Origin of the sequence: Nocardioides sp. LHD-245, from assembly GCF_030929495.1 — a bacterium.
Taxonomy (GTDB): Bacteria; Actinomycetota; Actinomycetes; order Propionibacteriales; family Nocardioidaceae; genus Nocardioides.
In genome coordinates this window covers 33,179-51,919 of record NZ_JAVFWN010000001.1, presented here as the reverse complement: position 1 = coordinate 51,919, position 18,741 = coordinate 33,179, and the positions used below count along the sequence as shown (strand labels likewise).

The 18,741-nt window shown below is 73.9% G+C and carries 19 protein-coding genes and 1 riboswitch; of the genes, 7 read left to right on the top strand and 12 right to left on the bottom strand.

The genetic code is table 11. The features are described from left to right. The first annotated feature begins 87 nt into the window (after positions 1–87). Both RB608_RS00280 and RB608_RS00275 read left to right on the top strand, forming a co-directional pair. On the top strand, positions 88–447 hold the full coding sequence (locus tag RB608_RS00280) for a YciI family protein (RefSeq protein WP_308085772.1): 360 nt from the start codon (positions 88–90) through the stop codon (positions 445–447). A gap of 9 nt (positions 448–456) precedes the next feature. Then, positions 457–1,695: a DUF6596 domain-containing protein gene (locus RB608_RS00275; protein ID WP_308085771.1), complete on the top strand. Its 1,239-nt coding sequence runs from the start codon at positions 457–459 to the stop codon at positions 1,693–1,695. Here the strand turns inward: RB608_RS00275 and RB608_RS00270 are convergent. The 5 genes from RB608_RS00270 to RB608_RS00250 are packed head-to-tail and all read right to left on the bottom strand — an operon-like array spanning position 1,661 to position 6,375. Then, positions 1,661–2,434 carry an ABC transporter ATP-binding protein gene (locus tag RB608_RS00270; protein WP_308085770.1) on the bottom strand — a complete coding sequence of 258 codons (774 nt, stop codon included), beginning with the start codon at positions 2,432–2,434 and terminating at the stop codon, positions 1,661–1,663. The genes RB608_RS00275 and RB608_RS00270 overlap by 35 nt on opposite strands. Continuing rightward, positions 2,431–3,459, bottom strand: coding sequence for an iron chelate uptake ABC transporter family permease subunit (locus RB608_RS00265; protein WP_308085769.1), 1,029 nt, complete (start codon positions 3,457–3,459; stop codon positions 2,431–2,433). Before RB608_RS00265 ends, RB608_RS00270 begins: the two co-directional genes overlap by 4 nt. Continuing rightward, positions 3,456–4,451: an iron ABC transporter permease gene (locus RB608_RS00260; protein ID WP_308085768.1), complete on the bottom strand. Its 996-nt coding sequence runs from the start codon at positions 4,449–4,451 to the stop codon at positions 3,456–3,458. Before RB608_RS00260 ends, RB608_RS00265 begins: the two co-directional genes overlap by 4 nt. Further along, a complete protein-coding gene (locus RB608_RS00255) occupies positions 4,448–5,272 on the bottom strand; it encodes a siderophore-interacting protein (protein WP_308085767.1) in 825 nt (274 codons plus the stop codon). Before RB608_RS00255 ends, RB608_RS00260 begins: the two co-directional genes overlap by 4 nt. Beyond that, a complete protein-coding gene (locus RB608_RS00250) occupies positions 5,269–6,375 on the bottom strand; it encodes an ABC transporter substrate-binding protein (protein ID WP_308085766.1) in 1,107 nt (368 codons plus the stop codon). Before RB608_RS00250 ends, RB608_RS00255 begins: the two co-directional genes overlap by 4 nt. Before the next feature lie 130 nt (positions 6,376–6,505). Here RB608_RS00250 and RB608_RS00245 point away from each other — a divergent pair, with 130 nt between their 5' ends. Then, positions 6,506–7,342, top strand: a complete 837-nt coding sequence (locus RB608_RS00245; protein ID WP_308085765.1) for a helix-turn-helix transcriptional regulator — start codon at positions 6,506–6,508, stop codon at positions 7,340–7,342. On the opposite strand, the gene RB608_RS00240 is transcribed toward RB608_RS00245, so the two are convergent. The 7 genes from RB608_RS00240 to RB608_RS00210 form a co-directional block, all read right to left on the bottom strand. Next, positions 7,339–7,617 carry a MoaD/ThiS family protein gene (locus RB608_RS00240; protein WP_308085764.1) on the bottom strand — a complete coding sequence of 93 codons (279 nt, stop codon included), beginning with the start codon at positions 7,615–7,617 and terminating at the stop codon, positions 7,339–7,341. The two genes, RB608_RS00245 and RB608_RS00240, sit on opposite strands and share 4 nt — an antisense overlap. Before the next feature lie 163 nt (positions 7,618–7,780). After that, positions 7,781–9,067, bottom strand: coding sequence for a threonine synthase (gene thrC, locus RB608_RS00235; RefSeq protein WP_308085763.1), 1,287 nt, complete (start codon positions 9,065–9,067; stop codon positions 7,781–7,783). A gap of 9 nt (positions 9,068–9,076) precedes the next feature. Then, a riboswitch (SAM riboswitch) is annotated at positions 9,077–9,223 on the bottom strand. 77 nt (positions 9,224–9,300) lie between these two features. Next, positions 9,301–10,152, bottom strand: coding sequence for a trehalose-phosphatase (otsB, locus tag RB608_RS00230; protein ID WP_308085762.1), 852 nt, complete (start codon positions 10,150–10,152; stop codon positions 9,301–9,303). A gap of 23 nt (positions 10,153–10,175) precedes the next feature. Further along, the gene (locus RB608_RS00225) at positions 10,176–10,697 is read right to left on the bottom strand and encodes a LytR C-terminal domain-containing protein (protein ID WP_308085761.1); all 522 of its coding nucleotides are present in this window, start codon (positions 10,695–10,697) and stop codon (positions 10,176–10,178) included. 8 nt (positions 10,698–10,705) lie between these two features. After that, positions 10,706–11,008: a DUF3263 domain-containing protein gene (locus tag RB608_RS00220; RefSeq protein ID WP_308085760.1), complete on the bottom strand. Its 303-nt coding sequence runs from the start codon at positions 11,006–11,008 to the stop codon at positions 10,706–10,708. A gap of 78 nt (positions 11,009–11,086) precedes the next feature. Then, positions 11,087–11,734, bottom strand: a complete 648-nt coding sequence (locus RB608_RS00215; RefSeq protein ID WP_308085759.1) for a response regulator transcription factor — start codon at positions 11,732–11,734, stop codon at positions 11,087–11,089. Positions 11,735–11,741: 7 nt separating this feature from the next. After that, positions 11,742–13,025: a sensor domain-containing protein gene (locus RB608_RS00210; protein WP_308085758.1), complete on the bottom strand. Its 1,284-nt coding sequence runs from the start codon at positions 13,023–13,025 to the stop codon at positions 11,742–11,744. A 97-nt stretch (positions 13,026–13,122) separates the two neighbouring features. Between RB608_RS00210 and RB608_RS00205 the strand changes: the two genes are divergently transcribed. Genes RB608_RS00205 through RB608_RS00190 form a run of 4 tightly spaced genes read left to right on the top strand, consistent with a single transcriptional unit; the run spans position 13,123 to position 18,529 of the window. Continuing rightward, positions 13,123–14,547, top strand: a complete 1,425-nt coding sequence (locus RB608_RS00205; protein WP_308085757.1) for a trehalose-6-phosphate synthase — start codon at positions 13,123–13,125, stop codon at positions 14,545–14,547. Positions 14,548–14,575: 28 nt separating this feature from the next. Further along, positions 14,576–15,760, top strand: coding sequence for an alpha/beta fold hydrolase (locus RB608_RS00200; protein WP_308085756.1), 1,185 nt, complete (start codon positions 14,576–14,578; stop codon positions 15,758–15,760). Further along, the gene (locus tag RB608_RS00195) at positions 15,757–17,076 is read left to right on the top strand and encodes an MFS transporter (protein ID WP_308085755.1); all 1,320 of its coding nucleotides are present in this window, start codon (positions 15,757–15,759) and stop codon (positions 17,074–17,076) included. Before RB608_RS00200 ends, RB608_RS00195 begins: the two co-directional genes overlap by 4 nt. Next, entirely contained in the window at positions 17,057–18,529 is a 1,473-nt protein-coding gene (locus tag RB608_RS00190; protein WP_308085754.1) for an aminotransferase class V-fold PLP-dependent enzyme, read from the top strand. The genes RB608_RS00195 and RB608_RS00190 overlap by 20 nt, the downstream gene beginning before the upstream one ends. Positions 18,530–18,741 lie beyond the last annotated feature (212 nt).

Genomic DNA, 18,741 nt, shown 5'->3' with positions numbered 1-18,741 from the left:
CGGATCTCGCGCGAGCTGTCGATTCGCCGCCGGCTCGCCCGTCATCGAGGTGGAAGACTCAGCACACCTCACGAGGAGATGATCCCGATGACCGAGTACGTCGTACTGCTGACCGGTGACGAAGCGACCTGGGAGTCCGCGAGCCCCGAGGAGCGCGCCGAGACCTATGCCCGGCACGGCGAGTTCAGCCGGCTGCTGGAGGAGCGGGGCCACCGCGTCACGGGCGGCGCCGAGCTCGCCAACTCCCGCACGGCCAAGGTCGTGCGCCGCACCGCCGACGAGGTCGTCGTCACCGACGGCCCGTACGTCGAGTCTGTCGAGCAGCTCGGCGGCTTCTACATCGTCGAGAGTGACGACCTCGACGACCTGCTGCAGATCTGCGCGGTGCTCGCCGACACCGAGGACGGCGTCGAGGTGCGCACCTGCCTGCCCGCGCCGCCGGACTGACCGCTGCCGGTGGAGCAGCTCGAACGCGTCCTGCGCGACGAGTGGGGCCGGCTGCTGGCCCTGCTCGCCGCGTGGTGCCGCCGGGTCGACCTCGCCGAGGACGGCCTGGCGGACGCGTTCGAGGCGGCGGCGCGGACCTGGCCGGAGGCGGGTCCGCCCGCCAACCCGGCCGGTTGGCTGCTGACGACGGCCCGGCGCCGGATCACGGACGCCCTGCGGACCGAGGCGGTGGCCGCCCGGAAGGAGCCGTTGCTCGAGGTCGAGGCGTCCCTGCAGCAGGAGGCGCGGCGGGTGCTGGCCGCTCCGCCGGAGACGGAGGTCGTGATGGACGAGCGCCTGCGTCTGGTCCTGCTGTGCGCGCACCCGTCGCTGTCGCGTGAGGCGTCGGCCGCGCTGACGCTGCGGCTGGTTCTCGGCGTCGCGACCGAGGACGTCGCCCGGCTGTTCCTGGTGCCGACCGCGACGATGGCCGCCCGGCTGACCCGGGCCCGCAAGAAGCTGGCCGGTGCCCGCTTCGCCGTCCCTCCCCCGGATGAGCTGGACGCGCGGGTCGGCACCGTCGCCGACATCGCCTATCTCGCCTTCACCAGCGGCTACGCGCCCGGCTCGGGCGCCGACGTGCTGCGCGCCGACGTGGCCGGGGAGGCGGTCCGGCTGGTGCGGGTGCTGCGCTCGGTCCTCCCGAGCCGGTACGACGAGCTCGACGCGCTCCTGGCCCTGATGGTCCTGCAGCACGCCCGCCGCGACGCCCGCACGGTCGACGGCAGGCTGGTGCTGCTGCCCGACCAGGACCGCCGCCGCTGGCACCACGACGAGGCATCCGAGGCGCTCGACCTGCTGCGGCCGCTGGTGACCGGCCCGCCGGCGCCGTACCTGCTCCAGGCGCTGATCGCGGCCGAGCACGCGATCGCGCTGTCCGCCGGCGCGACCCGGTGGGACCGCATCGTCGAGCGGTACGACGAGCTGCTGGGCCTGGGCGACTCGCCCGTCGTGCGCCTCAACCGGGCGGTCGCGGTCGCCGAGCGCAGCGGACCGGCCGCCGGGCTCGCCGCGCTCGAGGAGGTCGCCCTGCCCGGGCACCGGCTGCCCGCGGTGCGGGCGGAGCTGCTGGCCCGGCTGGGCCGGGACGCGGAGGCCCGCGTCGCCTATGACACCGCGCTCGCGCTCTGCCGCAACGACGCGGAGGCCGCGCACCTGCGCGACCGGCGCGGGCTCACGCGTGGGGGACGATCATCGGCGTCCCCGTGACGGGGTCGGGCAGCACCTCGCAGGCGAGCCCGAAGACGCGCTCGACGAGCGCGGCGTCCACGATCTCGGCCGGCGCTCCGGTGGCGACGACCGCACCGTCGCGCATGGCGACCAGGTGATCGGCGAAGCGGCAGGCCTGGTTGAGGTCGTGGAGCACCGCGACGACGGTCCGGCCGTCGTCGACCAGGCGGCGCAGCAGCCGCAGGAGCTCGTACTGGTGGGCGATGTCGAGGAACGTGGTCGGCTCGTCCAGGAGCAGGTAGGGAGTCTCCTGGGCGAGCACCATCGCGATCCAGACCCGCTGCCGCTGCCCGCCGGAGAGCGCCGAGACCCGTCGGTCCGCGAGGTCCGCGACCCCCGCGTCGTCGAGGGCGGCCGCGACGGCCTCGTCGTCGGCGCGGGTCCAGGTGCCGATGGCCGGCTGCCGGGCGTAGCGCCCGCGCCGGACCAGGCCGACGACCCGGATCCCCTCGGGCGTCGTGGTGCCCTGCGGCAGGAAGCCGAGCTCGCGGGCGACCGCCTTGGGCCGCCAGGTCGCGATCGACCGGCCGTCCAGGACGACGCTGCCCGCCTCCGGGCGCAACAGCCGCACCAGCGAGCGCAGCAGGGTGGACTTCCCGCACGCGTTGGGACCGACGATCGCGGTGAGAGCACCGTCGGGCACGGTCAGGTCGAGGTGCTCGACCACCGTGCGCTCGCCGTACCCGAGCCGGAGTCCGTCAGTGCGCAGCCTGGTCATCGTTGGACCTCCTTGAACAGCAACCACAACAGGTAGACGCCGCCGATGGCGCCGGTCACCACGCCAACGGGGAGCTGCACCGGGGCGACGACCTGGGCGAGCAGGTCCGCCGTCCCCAGCAGCAGGGCCCCGGTGAGGGCGGAGGGCAGCAGCGCGACCCCGGCCGTGCCGGCCAGCCGGCGGCCGATCTGGGGCGCCATCAGGGCGACGAAGACGATGGGGCCGGCGGTGGCGGCCACGATGGCGGTGCAGCCGACACCCACGGTCGCGATGAGCAACCGCAGCCGGCCGATCCGGATGCCGGTGGTGACCGCGACGTCGTCGCCGAGGGCGAGCTGGTGCAGGGGACGGGCGAGGCAGGCGGCACCGACCCCCAGGACGGCGAGCCCGGCACCGGGCACCACCAGGTCCGACCAGTCGGTGCCGTTGAGGTTGCCGGCCGACCAGCTGGCGGCGGCCATCGCGACCTCCAGGTCGGCGCGCAGGATCAGCCACGAGTTCATGGCCGTGAGCACGGCGTTGACCGCGATGCCGATGACGATCAGCCGGTAGCCGGTGTAGCCGCTTCCCATCGCGAGCAGTGCCACGATGCCCGCCGCCAGCAGGCCGCCGGCCAGCGCCGCCCCGGCCAGCCCGAGCGCGAAGCCACCACCGTTGTCCGCGGCGGCCGCGAAGTGGGCGCCGCCGGCGACGGTGAGTACGAGCAGAACGCCGGTGTAGGCGCCCTGGTCGAGCCCGATCACGTCGGGCGCGCCGAGGGGGTTGCGGGTGAGGTTCTGGAAGAGGGCGCCCGCCAGCCCGAGCGCGAGCCCGAACACGACGGCGGCGGTCACCCGGGGCATCCGCCACTCGAGCACGCGTCCGGCGAGCGGACCGTCGCCGCGCAGGCCGGCGATCACCCGGCCCGGTGCCGACCAGCCGTCGCCGTAGCAGAGGGCGACGAGGGACACGGCGGCCGTGGCGACGGCGACGAGGACCAGCGCGAGCACGGTACGCCGCGCGGGCCGCGGGAAGGTGGCGATCACGAGGCGGCCTCCGCGCCCTGACGGCGCACGACCCACGCCAGCAGCGGGCCGCCGAGCAGGCCGGTCACGATCGCGACGGGTGCGTCACCGACGGGCAGGACCAGCCGGCCGACGGTGTCGGCCGCGACCAGCAGCACCGGCCCGCCCACGAGCGAGAGGAGGATCAGCCAGCCCACCGAGCCGCGGGCGAACCGGCGGACCAGGTGCGGCACGATCAGCCCGGCGAAGGCGATGGGGCCGGCGATCGCGGTCGCGACCCCGGCGAGCACCGTCGCCACGACGAGGACGGCGGTGCGGGTAGCGCCCACTCTGACGCCGAGCCCGTGGGCGACGTCGTCGCCCATCTCCAGTGCGGACAGCGGACGCACGAGGACGAGGGCGAGCACGATGGCGACGACCACCACGACGGTCGGCAGCGTCAGCGGCTGCTGGTCGCGGCCGGCGAGCGAGCCGACCGCCCAGAAGCGGTGGTCGTCGAAGGCGTCGGGATCGAGCAGCCGGATGCCGAGCGAGAGGCTGGCGACGAGCGCGCTGAAGGCCGTCCCCGCCAGCAGCAGGCGCAGCGGGTCGGCCCGCCCGACGGCGTACACCACCGCCGTGGCGATCGCGGCGCCGAGCGTCGCGACGACGAGCTGCGCGCTCTGGCCGCCGGCGATGCCGAGCGCCGTCGCCACGACGACCGCGAACGACGCGCCGAAGGTCACTCCCAGCACGCCCGGCTCGGCGAGCGGGTTGCGGGTCAGCGCCTGCACGAGCGCGCCGGCCAGGGCGAGCGCGGCACCGACCAGGATCGCGAGCAGGGTCCGGGGCAGCCGGACCTGACGCACGACGATGTGCGCGGCATCGTGGTCGTCGTACCGGAGGAGCGCGGGGAGCACCGAGCCGGCCGGGATGTCACCCTGCCCGATGGAAAGGCTCCACACGACCGCGCCGGCGAGGGCCGCGCCCAGCGCGACGAGCGCGACCAGGGGGCCGGGGTGACGCAGGGTCAATCGTCCAACCCCGCGACGCCGCGCTTCCAGTAGCCGGTGATGCTCGCCGGCAGCTCGCGCTCGGCCACCCAGCGACGGACCGCCTTGAGGTCCTCGGCCTCCCCCGCGCCGAACACGAAGGTGTCGTCGGGTACGTCGAGCGCCCGCACCTGCGCGCCGAGCTGCGACCCCTCGGCGCGCGAGAGCCAGCGCACCTCGACCCCCTCACGTACGGCGAGCGGGTAGCCCGTCTCGTCGGCGTGGTCGTGCTCGACGAGCACGTGCGCGGTCGCGCCGGCCGCGGCCAGCCAGTCGGCCTCGTCGAGCCAGCGCGCGACGGCAGGAAGACCGGTGACGTCGACCGCGAACACGTAGTGGCGGTGGGTGTGCGCGAACGCCTTGGCGCCCGGCGGCCCCGCGATCACGGCGGGGTCGCCGATCGCGGCGGCCTCCGCCCAGTCGCCGGCCAGACCGCCCGAGTGGAGCACGACGTCGAGGTCGACCTCGCGGGCCGCGACGTCGACGTGGCGGATCGTGTAGGTCCGCGTCGGCGGGAGCGGCTTGGGCCAGTCGAGCAGCTGCCGGTCGTTGGGCACCGGGTCGGTGCGGCTGCCGTCGGCGTGGGGAAAGACGATCTTCACGTGGTCGTCGGCCACATAGCTGTGGAAGCCGGCCAGGTCGTCGCCGGTCAGGGTGAGCCGCAGCATCCGCGGCGTCACGAGCTCGCGCCGGGCGACGGTCGTGCGGCAGATCCCGATCGGGTAGCCGATCCGGCGCATCCCCCGCCCGGCGCCGTGGTGCTCGGCGACGCGCTCGGCCGGCCGGTCGCGCTCGCCGATCACTTCAGCTCGTCCGCGAAGGCCTCGGCGAAGGCGCTATCGATCTCGTCCAGTGCGCGCTCGGCGGTCGGGTAGGTGGCCGCCTCGGTGTAGCGCAGCGGGATCACCCTGCCGTCGCGCACCGCCGGCAGCGTCTGCCACAGGGCGTGGTCGAGGACGTACTGCACCGACTCGGACGGCTCGCCCTCGTCGTCCACCGTGTAGGTGATGACGTCCGCGTCGGCGAGGCTCTGCGGGAGCTCCTCGATCGAGGGGTACTCGGAGAACGCGGCCGATCCCTTGCCCGGCTCGGCCGGCCCGCCGTAGTACGTCGCGCCCACGTCGGTGGCGATATTGGTGCCCCAGGCGCCGGCGTACTCGCGGTTGAAGTTGCCCGCGCTCACGTCGCCGTACGCACCGACGTGGCCGAAGCAGTGCCCGTCGAGGACGTCGGCGTACTTCTCGGTGAGCGCGGCGGCCTTGGCGTCGTAGGACGCCTTGGCGGCCTCGAAGTAGTCGACGACCCCAGCCGCGTCGGCCTGGCGCTGCGACAGGTTCTTCCAGCCGTCGGGGCGGTCCGGGCCGAGCACGACGACGGGCGCGATCGACTCGAGCCGATCGAGATCGACGTCGCCCAGCACGGGCAGCGGGACGCCGAGCATGATCAGGTCCGGCTTCAGGTTGGCGATCGCCTCGTAGCCGGTGCTGGCGGCCGTCTCGCCGGCGACCTTCTTCAGGGCCTGGTAGTCGGCCAGGTCGTCCTCGGTCATCAGCGCGGTGCCACGGCCCCACTCTGAGATGCCGACGACATCCGCGTCGGCCTCGAGGAGCACCGGGACGGCGTACCCGGTCGCGACGATGCGCTGCGGGTCGGTCGGGATCTCGACGGCCCCGTTGTCGGCCTCGAAGGTGCGCGTCTTCGCGGCCGGGTCGAACGCGGCGACCGGCGCCGCCTCGGGAAGCGGCGGCGTGTCGACCTCGCACGCACGGGCGGAGGCCGGCGTGCTGGCCGCCGTGGCGCCGTCCTCGCCGTCGTCCTCGCTGCCGCAGGCGGCGAGGGTCACGCCGAGCAGGGCGACGGCGGAGAGGGCGGCGAGAGCGCGGGCCGGCCGGGGGCTGAGCTGCATGATGGTCCTTCACGTCGGGAATGCGGCGCGCGTGGTCACCCGAGACCGCGCGACGGACTAGGTGAGGGTAGCCTTACCAATCGCAGTGCCGGTGTCGCGAAGGAGTCAGATGGTGACGCGCAGAGGACAGGTGGACGCCCCCACACGTCCCGGCCCCGCGGTCACCGCGACCGAGGCCGGCGGCGCGGTGGTCGAGGAGTTCCCCTACGGTCTCGGGCCGCCCGACGGCATCCTCGCGCTGCGCTACCCGCCGGCCGGCGTGATCACCGACTTCCCCGAGTCGCGCAACGACTTCGTGCACCAGGTCTACTTCTCCCCCGACGGCGTCCTCGCGGTCGGCCGCGGCGGCACCGCCGCCTTCGCCGGCCCGACCAGCGCCGTGTGGGTGCGCCAGGGCGTGGTCGCCGAGGTCACCGCGCTGGAGGTGCAGACCGTGGTGCGACTCTGCGTCCGGCGCGCGCCCGACGAGCTGGTGCGGCACGAGGCGACCGTGCTCGCGATGTCGCCGACGGCGGTCGACGCCGTCACGCGGCTGGTCCGCCCCGGCACGGACGAGCGCGCCGGCCTGGCCGCGCGCGGGGTACTGCTCGGCGAGCTCGCCGCCTCGCCGGCCGACCCGGTCGGCTTCGGCTCGGCGGCACTCGGCCCGGCCCGCGCCGTTGCCCGGGCACTCGCCCTGGACCCGGCCGACCGGACCGGGCTGCCCGGCTGGGCCGAGCGGCTGCACGTCAGCCCGAAGACCCTGCAGCGCGAGTTCGAGCGGGTCTACGGCATGTCGTTCTCGGCCTGGCGCACGCGCACCCGGCTCGAGGCCTCCCGGGCGATGCTGAGCCGCTGGTCGGTCACCGAGACCGCCCACCGGGTGGGCTACGCCACCGCGTCGTCGTACGTCGCGGCGTTCACCCGGGCATACGGCGAACCGCCCGGGCGCCATGCGCACCGGGCGGTCGACGTACGGGCGAGCTAGCAGCCGCCGGCCACCGCCGGGATCACCGAGACCTCGGCGCCGTCGGGCGTCGGCGTGGCGAGATCCTGCTCGAAGCGCACGTCGTCGTTGTTGACGTAGACGTTGACGAACCGGCGCAGCTTGCCGTCCTCGTCGAGGATCCGGCCCTTGATGCCCGCGTAGCTGGCGTCGAGGTCGTCGAGCACCTCGGCCAGGGTGGCACCGGTGGCGCTGACCTCGGAGTCGCCACCGGTGTAGGTGCGGAGGATGGTGGGGATCCGGACGCGGACGCTCATGGGAATTTCCTTTGCTGTGGTGATGGTGAGTTGCGATGAGCGTCGTCCGGTGCGTGCGGCCGCAAGGCGGAGCCGCGCGGGCGGCCTTGGGAGCGGAGCGGTCGTCAAGCGGCGACAACGCTGCGGGGGTCTGAACGAAGTGGCCCCCACCGGACGGCGCTCATCACAGGCCGGTCGCCTTGAAGGCGTCATAGCTCGGAGCGATGGTCGCGGCGGGGCCGACCTGACCGGAGATCGAGTCGAGGGTCTTGAGGCCGTGCCCGGTGTTGATGATGACCGTCTCGAGGGTGGGGTCGAGCTGGCCGGTCTCGACGAGCTTCTTGGTGACCGCGGTCGTCGTCCCGCCGGCGGTCTCGGTGAAGATGCCCTCGGTACGGGCGAGCAGCACGATGCCCTCGCGGATCTCGTCGTCGGTGACCTCCTCGACCGCACCGCCGGTGCGGCGGGCGATGTCGAGGACGTAGATGCCGTCGGCGGGGTTGCCGATCGCGAGGCTCTTGGCGATGGTGTCGGGCTTGACCGGGCGGATGGCGTCGGTGCCGGCCTTGTAGGCGGTGGCGACGGGGCCGCAGCCGGTGGCCTGGGCGCCGAAGATCCGGTAGGGCTTCTCCTCGACCAGGCCGAGCTTGATGAGCTCCTGGAAGGCCTTGTCGACCTTGGTCAGCTGGGAGCCGGAGGCGACCGGGATGACGACCTGGTCGGGCAGCCGCCAGCCGAGCTGCTCGGCGATCTCGTAGCCCAGGGTCTTGGATCCCTCGGCGTAGTAGGGCCGCACGTTGACGTTGACGAACGCCCAGCCCTCCTCCTCGCCGGCGATCTCGGAGGCGAGCTTGTTGACGTCGTCGTAGTTGCCGTCGACGGCGACCAGGTTCTCGGTGAAGATCGCGGAGTTGACCTGCTTGGGCGTCTCGAGGTTGCTCGGGATGAAGACGACCGTCTTGATCCCGGCTCGGGCGCCGGCGGCCGCCACGGCGTTGGCGAGGTTGCCGGTCGAGGGGCAGGCGAACGTCGTGGCGCCCAGCTCGCGGGCGGCGCTGAGCGCGCAGGCGACGACGCGGTCCTTGAAGGAGTTGGTCGGGTTGGTCGAGTCGTCCTTGACCCAGAGCTTGGCGATGCCGAGCTCACGGCCGAGGTTGTCGGCGGCGAGCAGGCGGGTGAAGCCCGGCTCGGTGTTGGGGCTGGTCTCGATGTCGGTGGGGACCGGCAACAGCGCCTTGTAGCGCCAGATGTTGCGCGGGCCGGCCTCGATCTCCTCGCGGGTCACCCGGGGGAACTCGTAGGTGATCTCCAGCGGTCCGAAGCACTCCGGACAGGCGTAGAACGGGCCCAGCGCGACCAGATGGCCGCACTCGCGACACGACAGCGAGGTGGCATTGCCGAACGCTCCCTCGCGCAGACCGGGCCTCGCCTCGGTCGTCGTCTCCGGCGATTCGGTCACAACGGCGCTCATGGGTCCTCCTTCTCATCTGTCCCGGCGGCTCTCGCGCGGGTCGGATTTGGCACCGTTTCCGCGACGCCGGCTCCTGCATGACGCAGGTACTGACGGGAGTTCGCGGCGGTTGCCGGGACTTCTCAGGGCCGTTCCCTCAGTCCCTCTGGATGAGCACGCACAGCCTAGGGGCGTCCGGCCGCGGCGCCCAATCGGCATCCCGAATGACGAGACCGATGTCCGAGATGTGAGATTCAGGAGGTGCGGCGAGCGTCCCGCGCGTCGGCTGCGAGGCGTCCGAGCAGGTCGAGCACACCGGCCGGGCCGGGCACCACCACGTCGGACAGCGCGACCAGGGCACTCTGCTCGTCGGAAGCCGAGCAGACCCGCAGGGCCGCCAGGCCGCGCTCGCCCAGCTCCTCGACGGCCTCGAACGCCTCGACGTCACCGAGGTCGTCACCCGCGAACAGGAAGCCCTCGGCGTCGAGCACCGCCGCGAGGCGCTGCACGACCATCCCCTTGTGGGAGCCCGCCGAGCGCACCTCGATCACCGCCCGCCCCGGCTCCAGCACCAGCCCGTGCCGGCTGGCCAGCGCCCGCAGGGGCGGCAGCAGCCGGTCGAAGGCGCCGTCGGGGTCGGGCAGGCGCCGGGTGTGGACGGCGACCGCGAGCCCCTTGTCCTCGACGTACGCGTCGCTCGCGCCGGCACTGCGCAGCGCGCGCGGCAGGTCCCGCTCGAAGGTCGCCAGGCCGCGCGGGGGCCGGGCGCCCACGATCCGCCGACGGTTCGAGGTCCAGCGCTCGTTCCCGTACTGGCCGAAGACGAAGAGCTCCTTGCCGGCCGCGGCGAGCGCGTCACCGACCTCCTCCAGCCCCCCGAGGTCGAGGGCCTGGCGCGCGGGACGCCCGGTGATCACCGCGATCGCGGCGACCTCCTCGGCCAGCGCCGTCAGCACCGCGGGCGCGTCGGGATGGATGTGGGCCTGGGCCGGATCGTCGACGATCGGCGACAGCGTGCCGTCGAAGTCCAGGCCGACGACGGTCCGCGACGCGACGCGCACCAGGGCGTCGTAGCGCAGTTCACCCTCGCGGGACGAGAACCTCACGTCCCCATCCCATCACGTCGAACTCAGAGCTCGCCCGTCAGGATCAGCGTGAGGCTGGTGGAGCTCATGTCGCTGGCCGTGTCGGCGGGCAGGACCCGGGCGACGCCGAGGTCGAGCGCGAGCTGGCGGGCGGCGGCCTTCTTGCCCTTGGGGAAGTAGACGGTGGTGGCGGGGACGGTGCCGTACCAGTTGTCGGCGGCACCGACCTTCCAGCCGGCGTCACGGACCTTGTCGGACACCCGGGCAGCGAGGCCGCGGATCGCGGTGTTGTTGAAGACCACGACCGTGTGGTCACCGCGCACGACGGGCGGCGGTGTCGGCTTCTCCGGCTCGGTGGGCGGCGCGCTCGGCTCGTCGCCCGGCTCGTCGGTGGCCTGGCCGGTCGGCGTCGAGGAGGCCTTGGTGGCGGAGATGTCGCGCTCGGCCGGCCGGTCGTCGCGGGTCGCCACGAACGCGATCGCGGCGAGCACGACGGCGACGATGCTGAGCAGCACCACGGGCGACGTCAGGACGGCGCCGCGCTGGTGGTTGTCGCGAGTGGGCATCGGAGGGGTCAGATCTCGAACCCCAGGCGCCGCGCCGACCGCTGCCGCTGGCGCTGCGAGCGCAGCCGGCGGAGCCGGCGCACGAGCAGCGGGTCGGCCTCGAGGGCCTCGGGGCGGTCGATGAGGGCGTTGAGGACCTGGTAGTAGCGGGTGGCGCTCATGTCGAACTGCTCACGCACGGCGCTCTCCTTGGCGCCGGCGTACTTCCACCACTGGCGCTCGAACTCGAGGATCTTGGCGTCGCGTTCGCTGAGGCTGCCGGGAGCGGCCGCCGCGGGGGCGGTCTCCTGGGTGCTGCGCTCGGCGGTCATGAGGTCTCCTCGACACATCAGGTGGGGAAGGCCGACAGGTGTTCTGACTCGTACTCTAACCCCCGAATCACAACGATGTCATTCGGCCGCGCGGAGGAACCGCACGACCGCGAGCACCCGCCGGTGCGACTGGTCGTCGTCGGGCGACAGGCCCAGCTTGGCGAAGATCCGCTGCGTGTGCTTCTCGACGGCGGCCCGGGACACCACGAGCGCGTCGGCGACAGCGGCGTTGGAACGCCCCTCGGCCATCAGCGCGAGCACCTCGCGCTCGCGCGGGGTGAGCGCGAGCAGCGGGTCGCGCTGCCGGCCCATCAGGTGCTTGATCACCACCGGGTCGAGCACGGTGCCGCCCGCCGCCACCGTCGTGAGCGCGTCGAGGAACTCCCGGACCTCGCTCACCCGGTCCTTGAGCAGGTAGCCGACGCCGCCCTCCCCCGTCGCCAGCAGCTCGTCGGCGTACGACGCCACGACGTACTGGGACAGCACCAGCACCGGCGCCTCCGGCCACACCTCGCGGCACGCGACCGCCGCGCGCAGCCCCTCGTCGGTGTGGCTGGGCGGCATCCGCACGTCGACGATCGCGAGGTCGGGACGCTCGGCCAGGACCGCGTCGACCAGCGACGGGCCGTCGCCGACGGCGGCCACGACCTCGTGGCCGGCCTCCGCGAGCAGGAGCTGGAGCCCCTCGCGCAGCAGCACGGAGTCGTCGGCGACCACGATCCTCACCCCGCCATCATCGGGGCAGGGGCACCTCCGCGCGGAGCCGGGTCGGCCCGCCCGCCGGCGAGGCGAGGAAGAGCTGCCCGTCGACGCCGGCCAGCCGCTCGCGCAGGCCGGACAGGCCGTGGCCGGGCGCGACCAGCGCACCGCCGCAGCCGTTGTCGTCGACGGTGACCACCAGCTGTGCGTCGACGACCTCCACGGTGAGGTCGGCGCGGTCGGCACCGCTGTGCTTGACGACATTGGTCAGTGCCTCGGCGGCCACGAAGTAGGCGGCCGTCTCCACGGCCAGCGGCAGCTCCGGGGGTACGTCGGCGGCGACCCGCACGGGGATCGGCTGGCCGCCGGCCATCTCGGCGACGGCGGCCGCGAGACCGCGGTCGACCAGGAGCGGCGGGGCGATCCCCCGCGACAGCGCCCGCAGCTCCGCCACCGCCTCACGGGTCTGGGCGACGGCGGCGTCGAGGGTGCGGGCCGCGGTGCCGGGGTCGTCGGCGAGCTGCACGCGGGCCCGGCCGAGGTCCATGCCGAGCCGGATCAGCCGCTGCTGCGGGCCGTCGTGGATGTCGCGCTCCAGCTTGCGCAGGGACGTCGCCTCGGCCCGGTGCGCCCAGTCGCGGCTCTCCTCGACCCGGGCCACCCGGCCCTGCAGCTCCGCACGGCTGGTCAGCAGCACCGACGCGAGGCTCGCGTGCACCATGGCCGCGCAGCGCAGCGCGAGCGGCAGCGTCACCAGCGCGACGAACCCGATGCCCGTGATCAGGCCGATGTCGGCGGCCCGGCTGTCGCCGAGGCCGATCAGGTCGGCGAGGCTCTGCGCGTCGCTGTCGTCGCGCGGGATGAACCGCTGCCAGAACCAGTAGGTCGCCCCGCAGAGCACCGCCCCCCACCAGGCCACCACGAGCGCGAACGCCACCGTCGCGGTGATCCAGCCGACGAGCGACCACACCACGTCCAGCCACGACTGCGGGTCGCGCAGCGGCGTCAGGCTGCGCCGCCAGAACCCGTCGCCCTCCCGGGCCCGCAGGTACGCCGGCTCCGGCACCGCGCGGCCGGTCAGCGCGGCCAGGCGCCGCCGCTCGGCGTACGCGAACCCCCGCGCCGCGTAGACGCCGGCCGCGAGGACGAAGACGCCGCCGACGATCACCGACAGGCCCAGCCCGGCGGCGACGAGGGCGATGACGACGACCAGCGCCACCACCGCCAGCGGCAGCGCGGCGAGGGCGTAGCCGGTGTCGCGCAGCCACCGCTGAGCGGGCGGTCGCGCCGGAGGGTTCAGCGCCAGGGTCTCGGTCATGGTTCCAGCGTGGTCCGGGGAGGTGGTCGATGAGAATCCTGCCAGCAGGACACTCGATGTCGGGCCAGCCCGACAACCGCCTGACTAGGGTGGGGTCGTGGGCCATGACCTCGTGATCGTCGCCAACCGCCTCCCCGTCGACCGCGTCACCGACCGCGACGGCAGGGCGCGGTGGCGCCGCTCCCCGGGCGGCCTGGTGTCGGCGATCGAGCCGGTGATGCGGGCCCACGACGGGGTCTGGGTCGGCTGGCCGGGCGGGATCCGGAGCTTCAAGCCGTTCAAGGTCGACGGGCTCGACCTGGTGCCGCTGGCGATGTCGGCCGAGGAGATCGAGGAGCACTACGAGGGCTTCTCCAACGGCACCCTCTGGCCGCTGTACCACGACGTGGTGGCGAAGCCGGAGTTCCACCGCGAGTGGTGGGACACCTACGTCCGGGTCAACCGGCGCTTCGCCGAGCGCGCCGCGGAGCTCGCCAACGACGGCGCGACCGTGTGGGTCCACGACTACCAGCTGCAGCTGGTGCCGCAGATGCTGCGCGAGCTGCGCCCGGACCTCCGGATCGGCTTCTACCTGCACATCCCGTTCCCGCCGGGCGAGCTGTTCCAGCAGCTGCCCTGGCGACGGCAGATCCTCGAGGGTCTGCTCGGCGCCGATCTGGTCGGCTTCCAGCTGCCCGGCGCGGCGCAGAACTTCGTCCGCCTGGTACGGCAGCGGGTCGGCCACAAGACGCACCGCGACCTCGTCTACCTGCCCGACGGCCGCACGGTCCGGGCCGCGGCGTTCCCCATCTCGATCGACGCCGCCGGCTTCGAGGAGCTGGCCCGCTCGGAGGCCGTCGCGGCGCGTGCGGAGGCGCTCCGCGAGGCGCTCGGGAACCCGCGCCGGATCTTCCTCGGCATCGATCGGCTCGACTACACCAAGGGCATCCACGCCCGGCTCCGGGCGTTCGGCGAGCTGATCCGGGACGGCGCGCTCACCGTCGAGGACGCGGTGTTCGTCCAGGTCGCCGTCCCCTCGCGCGAGCGGGTGGAGCACTACCGCAACCTGCGCGACGACATCGAGCGGCTCGTCGGGCGGCTCAACGGCGACCTCGGCCGGATCGGGCGCCCGGCCGTGAGCTACCTGCACACGTCGTACCCGCGCGAGGAGATGGCCGCGCTCTACCGCGCCGCCGACGTGATGGTCGTGACGCCGTACCGCGACGGCATGAACCTCGTCGCCAAGGAGTACGTCGCCTGCCGGGTCGACGACGACGGGGCGCTCGTGCTCTCGGAGTTCGCCGGCGCGGCCGACGAGCTGCGCCAGGCGTGGCTGGTCAACCCCTACGACATGAACGGGATGAAGGCCGCGCTGCTCGAGGCCTACCGGGCCGAGCCGAAGGAGCTGACCCGGCGGATGAAGGCGATGCGGCGCCAGATCGCCCAGCACGACGTGAAGGCGTGGGCCGACAGCTTCATGACCGAGCTGGAGGACGAGGGCCACAGCCACACCAAGACGGTGCGACCGGCGACACGCTCCTGAACCCGCTACCGCGCGGTAGCGTTCGGTCATGGATCTGGTGCCCCTGCGCTCCGTGCCCGGAGCCGGCCTGCTCCCCGCCCCGGACCAGGTCGTGGCCGCCGCGAGCAATGTCGCCCACAAGCTGCTCTACGGCGGCGTGGCCGACCTGCGCCCCATGCCGCGCACGCTCATCGACGACGGGACGCTGCGCGAGGTCTACCACTACCGCCCGGCGGGCCACGTCCAGGAGCAGGGCGACCCGGTCCTGCTGGTGACCCCGCTGGCCGCGCCGTCGAGCTGCTACGACCTGCGCCGCGGGTGCTCGCTGGTCGAGCACTTCGTGACCGAGGGGCGCCCGACCTACCTCGTGGAGTACGGCGAGGTCTCCTTCCGCGACCGCAACCTCGGCATGGAGCACTGGGTCGACGAGGTGGTGCCGACCGCGATCCGGGAGGTGTCGAAGCACGCCGGCGGCCGGCCGGTGCACGTGATCGGCTGGTCGCTAGGCGGCATCTTCTCCCTGCTGACCCTTGCCGACCGGCGCTCGGGTGTCCTGCCCGTGGCGTCGCTGACCGTCGTCGGGTCGCCGATCGACATCTCGCAGGTGCCGCTGCTGGCGCCGTTCCGCCCGCTGCTCAGCCTGTTCAACGGTCCGGGCCCGATCACGCGGGGCTACCAGCTGCTCGGCGGGGCGCCGAAGCCCCTGGTGAAATGGGCCTTCCAGCTCACCGCCTTCCAGAAGCTGGTGACCAAGCCGATCGCGCTGGCCACCCACGTCGACGACCGCGAGTTCCTGGCCCAGGTCGAGGCGGTCGACGACTTCACCGCCAACATGATCGCCTATCCCGGCCGGACCTTCGGGCAGCTCTACCACCGCTTCGCCAAGGGCAACCAGCTCGCGACCGGCGCCTTCGAGCTCGACGACCGGACCATCGACCTCAGCGAGATCACCGTCCCCGTGCTGGTGTTCGGCGGGGCCACCGACGGGATCGCGCCGGTGCCGGCGGTGCAGGCCGTCGTCCCGATGCTGACCAGGTCGCCGGAGGTCCGCTTTGAGATCGTTCCCGGCGGCCACCTCGGCATGCTGACCGGCCGCGCCGCCCGGACCACCACCTGGCTGGCGATGGACGAGTGGATCACGCAGTGGTCGACCGACACCCGGCCGGCCGCGCCGATCGGCACCAGCCGCAAGCGGCGCCACTCCTCGGCGGCCTCGCGCGCGCTCGGCACGTGAACCTCCGGATCGGGTACGGCGCCGGATCGGTCGCGACCGGCGCGTTCGGGACCGTCCCGGGGCTGATGCTGCTGCCCTACCTGACCGACACGCTCGCCGTACCCGCGCTGCTGGCGGGGGCGATCGTCTTCCTCCCGAAGGCCTGGGACGTCGTCCTCAACCCCGTTGCCGGGCGGATCAGCGACCGGAGCGCCGACCCGCGCGGGCCCCGGCGACCGTGGCTGCTGCGGGCCGGGCTGGCGCTGGGCGGCTGCTTCGCCCTGCTGTTCGCGGGACCGGATCTCGGCTCCCGGGTGTTCGACACGGCCTGGGTGCTGGTGGCCTTCCTGGCCTGTGCGACGGCGTACGCGTTCTTCCAGGTGCCCTATGTCGCGATGCCGGCCGAGATCACCGACTCCTACGCCGAGCGCACCCGGCTGATGACCTGGCGGGTCGCGATCCTGGCCTTCACGATCCTGGTGGCGGGCGCGAGCGCACCGGCGATCCGGGACGCGATCGGCGGCCGCGACGGCTACCGCGCGATGGGCCTCGTGATGGCGGCGATCATCGTGACCGGCGCGCTGCTGGCCTACCGCGGCACCCGCGGGGCGCCGATCGGCGTCGTCGCCCCCGGGCCGGGCACGCTGCGCGACCAGCTGCGTCTCGTCGCGGCGGCGCGGGACTTCCGGCTGCTGCTGGTGACCTTCGTGGTGCAGGCGCTGGCGACGGGCTGCATGCTCGCGGGCGTCGACTACCTCGCCGGCGACGTGCTCGAGCGCGACGGCGCGGCGACGATCCTGTTCGTCTGCTTCGTCGGCCCGGCGCTCCTGCTCACTCCGGTGTGGGCGGCGCTCGGGGGCCGGATCGGCAAGAAGCGGGGGTACGTCGCGGCCTCGCTCGTGCTCGCCGCCGGTGCCGCGCTGGCGGTCCTCGCCGGGCGCGCGCCGTCGGGCGTCGTGTTCGCCGCGGTCGCCCTGGTCGGCGTCGGGTACGCCGGCGTGCAGGTGTTCCCGATGGCGATGCTGCCGGACGCGGCGGCGGTCGACGCCCGGCGTACCGGCTCCTCGCGGGTCGGCGTCTACACCGGGGTCTGGACCGCCGGCGAGACCCTCGGCCTGGCGCTGGGTCCCGGCCTCTTCGCGGTGGTGCTGGCGCTCGGGTCCTACCGGTCCGGCGACTCCGGCGGAGTCACCCAGCCCGACTCCGCGGTCACCGCGATCACCCTCGGGTTCTCGCTGCTGCCCGCGCTGCTCGTGCTCGCCAGCCTGTGGTGGCTGCGCGGCTACGCCCTCGACGAGAAGGAGGTCGATCGGCCCGATGTCGCAGCCGACGCCTGACCAGATCCGCGCCCGGCTCGCCGCGCTCCAGGCGGACGACCTGCCCGTCCACGGCGGCCGGACGCTCGCCTACGTCTACGACGCGGGGCTGGCCGAGGTCGACGCGCTCGCCCGCGAGGCCGTGGCCGCGTTCGCCGGCAGCAACGGCCTCGACCCGACCGCGTTCCCGAGCCTGCTGGCGATGGAGAACGACCTGGTGGCGTTCGCCCGTCCGCTGGTGGACGGTCCGGACACGATGGTCGGGACGCTGACCTCGGGCGGCACCGAGTCCTGCCTGCTGGCGGTGCAGGGGGCGCGCGACGCGCATCGCGAGATCGCGACGCCGTCCATCGTCGTGGCCGACACGGCGCACGCGGCCTTCCCCAAGGCCGGGCACTACTTCGGCGTCCGGGTGGTGGTCGTGCCGGCCGGGCCCGACCATCGCGCCGACGCGGCCGCGATGGCGTCCGCGATCGACGACACCACGGTCCTGGTGGTGGCCAGCGCGCCGTCGTACGCGGACGGGGTGGTGGATCCGGTTGCCGAGATCGCCGCGGCCGCCGCCGCCCGGGGCGTGCGCTGCCACGTCGACGCCTGCATCGGCGGTTGGGTGCTGCCGTACGCCGCGCGGCTGGGCCGGACGGTCACGCCGTGGACCTTCGCGGTCCCGGGCGTCACCTCGATCTCGACCGACCTGCACAAGTACGCCTACGCGCCCAAGGGCGCGTCCCTGCTGCTGCATCGCGACCCGGCGCTGCGCCGGCCGCAGTACTTCGCGCACGCCGGCTGGCCGGGCTACACGATGCTCAACGCGACGATGCAGTCGACGCGGTCGGGTGGTCCCACGGCCGGCGCGTGGGCGACGGTTCGGGCGATCGGCGACGCGGGCTACCTCCGGCTGACCCAGCAGGCGCTGGCGGCGACGGACGCGATCGCCACCGGGATCTCCGCGCTCGACGGACTGGCGCTGGTCGCCGTACCGGACTCGACGCTGGTCGCCGCGGTCGCCGACGGGCCGCTCGACGTGTTCACGGTGTGCGATGAGATGGCGGCGCGCGACTGGTTCGTCCAGCCGCAGCTGTCCTACGGCGGCCGGGCGCCCTCCCTGCACGTCGCGATCAGCGCCGCCACCGATCCCGCCGCCTTCCTCGCCGCCCTCGGCGCGTCGGTCGAGGCGGCGCGGGCCGCCGGTCCGGTCCCGGTCGACCCCGGCGTGGCCGAACTGCTGGGCACGCTCGACCCGGCGACGCTCGGGGACGCCGAGTTCGACCTGCTGCTCGCGGCCGGAGGACTGGCCGGCGGGGACGGCGACCTCGGCCTGCCCGAGCGGATGGCGCCGGTCAACGCGCTGCTCGACGTGGCTCCCCCCGGGCTGCGCGAGGCGGTCCTGGTGGCCTTCCTCGACCGGCTGGCGCGCCCCGCCGCGCTCTCTGTCGACGTCGATCGGCACGGGACGATAGTCCCAAAGGACTAGCAGCTCCGAGCCGCGTTCCCGATCCCGAGGGCCCCGTCCCGTCCGTAGATTCCTCATCACCGACGCGGACCTCGAAACCCGCTGGAGGGAGCCCCACCGGGTCCGGCACCCCATTGCCGGGTGCCCCCGGAGGACCAGAGGCTCGAGATCCGCGTCGGAGCAACGTCGCCACCGGGTGGCGTCCCTGGGAGGGAGAGGGGCGCCACCCGGCC